Annotated in this window: 7 protein-coding genes; 5 read left to right on the top strand and 2 right to left on the bottom strand. The window is 73.3% G+C overall.

Annotated elements, in window-relative coordinates:
• Positions 1-117 precede the first annotated feature (117 nt).
• Positions 118-978: an alpha/beta hydrolase gene (locus DQW06_RS20520; protein ID WP_013152071.1), complete on the top strand. Its 861-nt coding sequence runs from the start codon at positions 118-120 to the stop codon at positions 976-978.
• 235 nt (positions 979-1213) lie between these two features.
• Positions 1214-1684: a hypothetical protein gene (locus tag DQW06_RS20525; RefSeq protein WP_117199122.1), complete on the top strand. Its 471-nt coding sequence runs from the start codon at positions 1214-1216 to the stop codon at positions 1682-1684.
• Positions 1685-1753: 69 nt separating this feature from the next.
• Here the strand turns inward: DQW06_RS20525 and DQW06_RS20530 are convergent, their stop codons facing one another.
• Positions 1754-2533, bottom strand: coding sequence for an alpha/beta hydrolase (locus tag DQW06_RS20530; protein WP_117199123.1), 780 nt, complete (start codon positions 2531-2533; stop codon positions 1754-1756).
• Positions 2534-2720: 187 nt separating this feature from the next.
• On the opposite strand from DQW06_RS20530, the gene DQW06_RS20535 reads away from it, so the two are divergent.
• Together DQW06_RS20535 and DQW06_RS20540 are read left to right on the top strand one after the other, a co-directional pair.
• Positions 2721-3230, top strand: coding sequence for a TspO/MBR family protein (locus DQW06_RS20535; RefSeq protein WP_013152068.1), 510 nt, complete (start codon positions 2721-2723; stop codon positions 3228-3230).
• Between the two features lie 304 nt (positions 3231-3534).
• Positions 3535-3762 (top strand): hypothetical protein, encoded by a 228-nt coding sequence (locus DQW06_RS20540; RefSeq protein ID WP_013152067.1) that lies wholly within the window; start codon positions 3535-3537, stop codon positions 3760-3762.
• A gap of 118 nt (positions 3763-3880) precedes the next feature.
• On the opposite strand, the gene DQW06_RS20545 is transcribed toward DQW06_RS20540, so the two are convergent.
• Complete coding sequence (locus DQW06_RS20545) at positions 3881-5029, bottom strand: helix-turn-helix domain-containing protein (RefSeq protein ID WP_013152066.1); 1149 nt, start codon at positions 5027-5029, stop codon at positions 3881-3883.
• A 250-nt stretch (positions 5030-5279) separates the two neighbouring features.
• Here DQW06_RS20545 and DQW06_RS20550 point away from each other — a divergent pair.
• Positions 5280-6469 (top strand): M20 family metallo-hydrolase (locus DQW06_RS20550; RefSeq protein ID WP_157983521.1); only part of this gene is annotated, 1190 nt, incomplete at its 3' end.

Raw genomic sequence — 6469 nt, forward strand, 5'->3', positions numbered from 1 at the left:
CACAGGGGCGGCCCGGCGTCCGGAGGGGCCCGGGCCGGACGCCCCTCCCTCCGTCTGCCCCGTCCCTCCCCGCGCGGGGCCCTGTACCGGCGGGGCGGCAGCGGGGATACTGGGGCGATGTTCGAGGGCTTCACCTCCCAGCACGTCCCGCTCGGCGACGCGACCGTCTTCGTACGCCACGGCGGCCGGGGCCCGGCCGTGCTGCTGCTGCACGGCCACCCCCGCACCTCGGCGACCTGGCACCGCGTCGCTCCCCTGCTGGTCGAACAGGGCTTCACCGTGGTCTGCGCCGACCTGCGGGGCTACGGGCGCTCGCGCGGTCCCGCGCCCTCGCCGGACCACACCAACCACTCCAAACGCGCGGTCGCCTCGGACATGGCGGCGGTGATGCGCCTGCTGGGCCACGACCGGTTCGCGCTCGTCGGCCACGACCGGGGCAGCTACGTGGCCCTGCGGTTGACCCTGGACCACCCCGAACTGGTCTCCCGGGTGGCGCTCATCGACTGCCTGCCCATCAGCGAGCACCTGTCGCGGATCACGCCCGAGTTCGCCACGCGGTGGTGGCACTGGTTCTTCTTCGCCCAGCCGGAGGTTCCCGAGCGCGTCATCAACGCCGACCCCGACCGCTGGTACACCGGCGACCCGCGGAGCATGGGCCGGGAGAACCACGAGGAGTGGCGGCGGGCGGTACGCGACCCCGAGGTGGTGCGGGCGATGCTGGAGGACTACCGCGCCGGTCTGACCGTCGACCGGGCCCATGAGGAGGCCGACCGCGCCGCCGGGGTCCGCGTCCGGTGCCCCGCGCTGGTCCTGTGGTCGCTGCGGGACGACCTGGAGGAGCTGTACGGCGATCCGCTGCGTGTCTGGCGGTCCTGGGCGGACGACGTCCGCGGCCACGGCATCGACTCGGGCCACCACGTCGCCGAGGAGGCCCCCGAGGAGCTGGCCGCGGCCCTGGGCGGCTTCCTCACCGGGTGAGCCTCCCCGCCCGCGGTCTCCGCTCCCCGGCGCCGGTTCGGGTCGAGGGCCCTGGTGCCCCCGGAACCCGCGGGATTCGCGACGGACAGTAGGAACCCGACCCGGGGCTGTGTCGTTGCACCTCCGTAGCACTCATCCGAGTTTTTCGACGAAAACGCTGGGAATGCGTTCGGGAAGTAGCCGATGACTGGGTAGAGGGCTGGAGATGTGCCAAAGCAGACAGCCGGAGGTTGAGATGACGCAGGCTATCGGCGACCCCGGACCGATCGTGCGTGCGCTGACCGCTCTGGGGCTCCCTCCCGTGTTCGATCCCCAGCATCGCAGCAGCGGCGCGCACGAGGAGGACGTGCCCGCGCTCGCGCAGAGTCTGATCGCCGCGGCGGAGATCCAGGCCGGTCCGGACTCGGTGCGCCCCGCCGAGGGAGCGCCGAACGCGTGGGCCCACGCGGTGCAGGACCGGGAGGTGGGGCAGGCCCTGCTGTACCGCAGGATGGAGCGGACCGTCAGCGACTGGCAGTGGGCGACCGACCCGGCCCCCTCACGGCCGGGTGCGGCTGCGGAGGCGGCGATGTGCGCGGCGCACGCGCTCATCGCCGTGCACTCGGCTCCGGACGGACACCACGTCCAGGCCGCGCTGGACGAGGCGGAGGACGCGCTGTTGGCCGCCCTGGTGCTGGTACGCGGCTCCCGCTCCGCCGCCGCGTGAGGCGCTCCTCCCCCTCGTGCCAGGAGTCCGTACCGCCTCGGGGGTGCGGACTCCTGGCACGTGCGGGCCCTACCGGTCCAGAAAGTCCCCCGTCACCTCGGCGAGGCGGTGGTGGGCCTCGGCGTCGTCGATGTCGGCGGGCAGGTCCCCCGACTGGTCCCCGTAGGCGCCGAACTGGGCGTGGTTCATCCCCTGGATCCGGTGCGTGTGCGCGTCGGGCGGCAGGTTCGGGCGGTTCTCCTCGACCGTCGCCGGATCGGACAGGCCGTCGCGGCCGCCCGAGACCGAGATGACGGCGAGGTCCTCGCGCCCGGCCAGGCCCGCGCCCTCCGTGGCGTAGGAGCCCCACAGGACCAGTCCGACGACCGTGTCGTCCGTGCGTCCGCCGAGGTGGGAGGCGGCCATGGCACCGCCCAGCGAGTGCCCGCCCACGTACCACGCGTCGACGCCGTCGCCGTGGTCGGCGATGGCGCGGTCGGCGCGGTCGGTGTCGAACACCGCGAAGTTCAGCGGCATCCGCGGGATGACCACCCGCACGGCGGTGTCGGCGGCGACCAGCGCCCAGGGCTCGGCATAGGCCTCGGGTGCGACGCGCGCGCCCGGGTAGAAGACGACTCCGACCCCGGGAGGGGCGTGGGTGGAGCTGACGACCACGGCGTCGTCGGTGACGGCCACCTCCACGCCGGGGGTGGCCACGGCCTCGCGCAGCGCCCGCGGCTCCGCCTGGTAGGGGTTGAGCGCCCAGACGGCGAAGCCGCCGACCGCGAGGACGAGTAGGAGCGTCAGGGCGAGCGCGGCGATTCCCAGCGCCTTCGCGGCGCGGCCGCGTTCGCGGTTCTTTTTCTTCACGCTTTCCAAGATACTTGTTTACTGAGGAAAGAACGGAGGTAGCGGTACAGGGACACACGGTCGCGGGCCGCCTCCGCACGGACACCGGCTCGACCGGACTCCGTCACCGACCGGGTTCCAGCACCGGCCGGTCTCCGGAGCGGACCGGGCGCCCGCACCGACCAGACGCCGACCCCGGGGAGAAGCCATGACCGCCGCGAACGCCTCACCCGCCCCCTCCACCCGCGCGTCCCTCCTGGGCCTGGCCGGGTTCGCCGCCGCCGTCACCGCCGCCGCGCTCGTCGGGGTGCTCTCCAGCACCAGCACCGCCGCGGAGTACGCCGCCCTGCGCCAGCCCTCGTGGGCCCCGCCCTCCTGGGTGTTCGGCCCGGTGTGGACCACGCTGTACGCCATGATCGCCGTGTCGGGCTGGCTGGTCTGGCGCCGCCACGGCTGGCGCGGCGCCCGCCCCGAGCTGACGCTCTACTTCGTCCAGCTCGCGCTGAACGCGGCGTGGACGCCGCTGTTCTTCGCCGCCGGTCTGCGCGGGGTGGCCCTGGTCGACATCTGCCTGCTGGTGGTGGCGCTGACGGCGACCATCGTGCTGTTCGCCCGCCGGTCCCGGTGGGCGGCGGTCCTGCTGGTGCCCTACTGGGCCTGGACGGCCTTCGCGACCGCGCTCAACCTCTCCGTCTGGTGGCTCAACACCGGCGGCTGAGGCTCGGCACGTCCCGGGCACAACCCCCGGACGGTTTTCGGTCAGGAAGGAAACTCCTTTGTGGCCCTGGGTAGATCGCCCGACTCGGGACCCGGCCCCGCTCCGACCGCCAGAGGGTGTTCCCGCAGTTCGCACACTCCTTTCGCCACATTCACCCGGGTTCGGCGCACCCCGGCGGAGCGACACGGGACACACGAAAATCGCTGTCCTGATTTTTATCGTTCCGTTATGGGGGAATGACCTGGACACCAGACGGAGAGTGCTGCCGTCACACAGGAGGAGTACCGAGAAAGAAAGAGGAAGCATGCGGATCATCCAGCCGAGCATGAAGCGCATCAAGCTGGTCGTGCCCGACACCGTCGATTTCGTCGGCATCCGCGACCTCGACGGGACCTTCACCAAGGTGGCCTCCCCACAGAAGAGCTACCGCTTCAAGCGTGAGGACGCCTCCTTCGACTTCGCCTCCACCGGAAAGACCGTGGAGGAGGACGGAGACAAGGCCGAGGTCTTCACGGCGGTGAGCGTGAAGTAACGGCGTCCCCACACGCCTCCCCAGGAAACCCCCAGACAGCGCCAGAGCACGGAGGTCCTCACGTGCGGCCCGGAACCCCTCCCGGGCCGCACGTGCTCTGTGCGCGGCCGCCCGTCCGCTAGCGGCCCGAGAACAGCACCAGGGCCTGGGCCGCCTCGGCCGGGACGGTCAGGTCCAGGCCCGTGGTCTCGCGGAACGCCTGGAGCCGGTTGACCACCGTGTTGCGGTGGCAGTACAGGGCCTCGGCGGTGGCCTTGACCGATCCCGTCGCGGCGTAGTGGGTCAGCGTCTCCAGCAGCCGCGCCCGGCTGTCCCCGTCGAGCCGCTCGAAGCGCTCCACCCGGTCGCGTCCGAAACCGGGGATCAGTCCGCGCAGCTGGTCGTGGGCGATGGCGGACCAGACGTCCTCCTCGCGGACGAACCCGCCGCCGGTGCCGGCGTAGCCGGACAGGACGCGGGCCGCCTCGACGGAGGCGGGGACCGCGGCCAGCCCCCGCACCCGCGCGACCAGTCCCCCCGAAGTCCCCGGGGGCAGGTCCGGCCACGGCGTGCGGGCGGTCTCGCGCACCAGGGCGACGCCGTCGTCGAACTCCCACGCCAGGCCCCCGCCGCGTTCGCGGACCCGGGCCGCGGGCCGCTGCTCCCGCTCCGGGGACGGCACGACGAAGGCCACGTCGAAGGTCCCGTGCTCGGGGAGCCCCAGGGTGCCCGCCACCTCGGAGGCCACGGCGGCGGCCCGGCTCCCGGAGTTGAGCAGCCGGGAGAACGCCTGGGCCGCCGCCGCCCGGGAGTCGCGTTCCAGGGCGGCCCTCTCCTCCAGGAAGGCGGCCTGCACGTCGCTGATGTACTGCTCGACCGTGGTGAGGATCTCCTCGGCGTGCAGCACGAGGATCTGCGAGGATCCCGGCCCGCCCGCGCGCACCAGACCCGCCCAGAGCACGCGGAAGTCGAGCCGGACCGCCTCCAGCAGGTGCTCGCGCGCCACACCCTGGCGGGCCCGGCGCACGCCCAGGCGGGTGGAGAGGTCGCGCAGGTGGTCGGGCAGGGGCACCCCGGCGATCCGCCGGGTGAGCATGTCGAAGGTCTCCGTGGCGCTCTGGCGCAGGTCGGTGTCGGGGACCATGCCGTCGGTGTAGTTGCCCAGGGCCGCCAGGCGCTGGAGGAAGTCCTCGACGAGGTTCTCCCGGTCCTCGGCGAGCCGTTCGACCATGCCCGCCCAGGACCGGGGCTCGTCGGCGGGCGGGGCCTGCTCCGCGGGGTCCGTCACGGCCGCCTCCCTTCGTACGTCTCGACGGCTTCCGGTGTCCGGGCTCGGCGTGCGGCGCGCGGCGTCCAGCACCTGCGTTCGGCACCCGGCGCCCGCGCTCGGCATCCGGCACCGAGTCTATGTGCACATGCACAGCACCCCCGGGGAATCTTGTGTGGATGACGATTGAGCGCCGCGGGGCGCGTGGCGAGGATGGACGTGGCCCACGCCCGGCCCACGCGACCCGACGCTCTCCGAGAGGAACACCGCCATGACCGCACACGAACAGGGCCCGTCACAGGACGCGGCACCCGCCGACGCCCGCTTCCTGGAGGACTTCCGGGCCATGAGCGCCTTCGGCGCCACGCCGTCGGGGGGCGTCGACCGGCAGGCCGCCACCGGGCCCGACATCGCCCAGCGGCGGTGGCTGGAGGGACTGCTGGTCGAGCGGGGGCTGCGGGTGGTCTACGACCGCATCGGCAACCAGTTCGGCCTGCTGGAGCGGGTACCGGGCGCCCCCTACGTGGTCGTCGGCTCGCACATGGACTCCCAGCCCACGGCGGGGCGCTACGACGGGGCCTACGGCGTGCTGGCCGCCGCCCACGCCGTCTTCCGGATCGCCGAGCAGGACGCCGCCGCCGGTGCCCCCGCGCCCGTGTACAACCTCGCGGTCGTGAACTGGTTCAACGAGGAGGGCTCGCGCTTCACGCCCTCCATGATGGGCAGCGCCGTCTACACCGGCGCGCTCCCGCTGGAGACGGCACTGGCCGCGCGCGACGCGGCCGGGGTCACGGTGGCCGAGGCCCTGGCCCCGACGGGCTTCCTGGGCGGGGACGACGGCCCCGAGGCCGCCTTCTGCGCCGAGATCCACGTCGAGCAGGGGCGCGTCCTGGAGGAGTCCTCCACCACGATCGGCCTGGTCAGCGCCAGCTGGGCCGCGCGCAAGTACGCGGTCACCGTCCACGGGGAGCAGGCGCACTCGGGGGCGACCGTGATGGCCGACCGCCGCGACGCGCTCGTGGGCGCCTCCATGCTGGTCGTGGCCGCGCGCGAGCTGGCCGACCGGTTCCCCGGGGTCCTGCACACGGCCGTGGGACAGTTCGACGTCTACCCGAACTCGCCGGTGGTGGTGCCCTCGCGCGTCGAGCTGCTGCTCGACCTGCGCTCGCACGACGAGGAGGTGCTCGCCGAGGCCGACCGGCTGTTCCAGGAGCAGGTCGCCCGCATCGAGGCGGCGGCCTCCGTCACCGTGGAGCAGACCCTCTCCCACTCCTGGGGCGTCAACCCCTACCAGCCCGAGGGCGTGGCCCTGGCCCGCGCCAGCGCCCGGAGCCTGGGACTGAGCAGCGGCGAGGTCATGACCGTGGCCGGGCACGACTCGATCAACATGAAGGAGCGCGTGCCCACGGTCATGCTCTTCGTGCCCTCGGTCGGGGGCGTGTCCCACAACGAGGGCGAGTA

The sequence above is a fragment of the Nocardiopsis sp. TNDT3 genome, from assembly GCF_003427465.1.
GTDB classification, from domain to species: domain Bacteria; phylum Actinomycetota; class Actinomycetes; order Streptosporangiales; family Streptosporangiaceae; genus Nocardiopsis; species Nocardiopsis dassonvillei.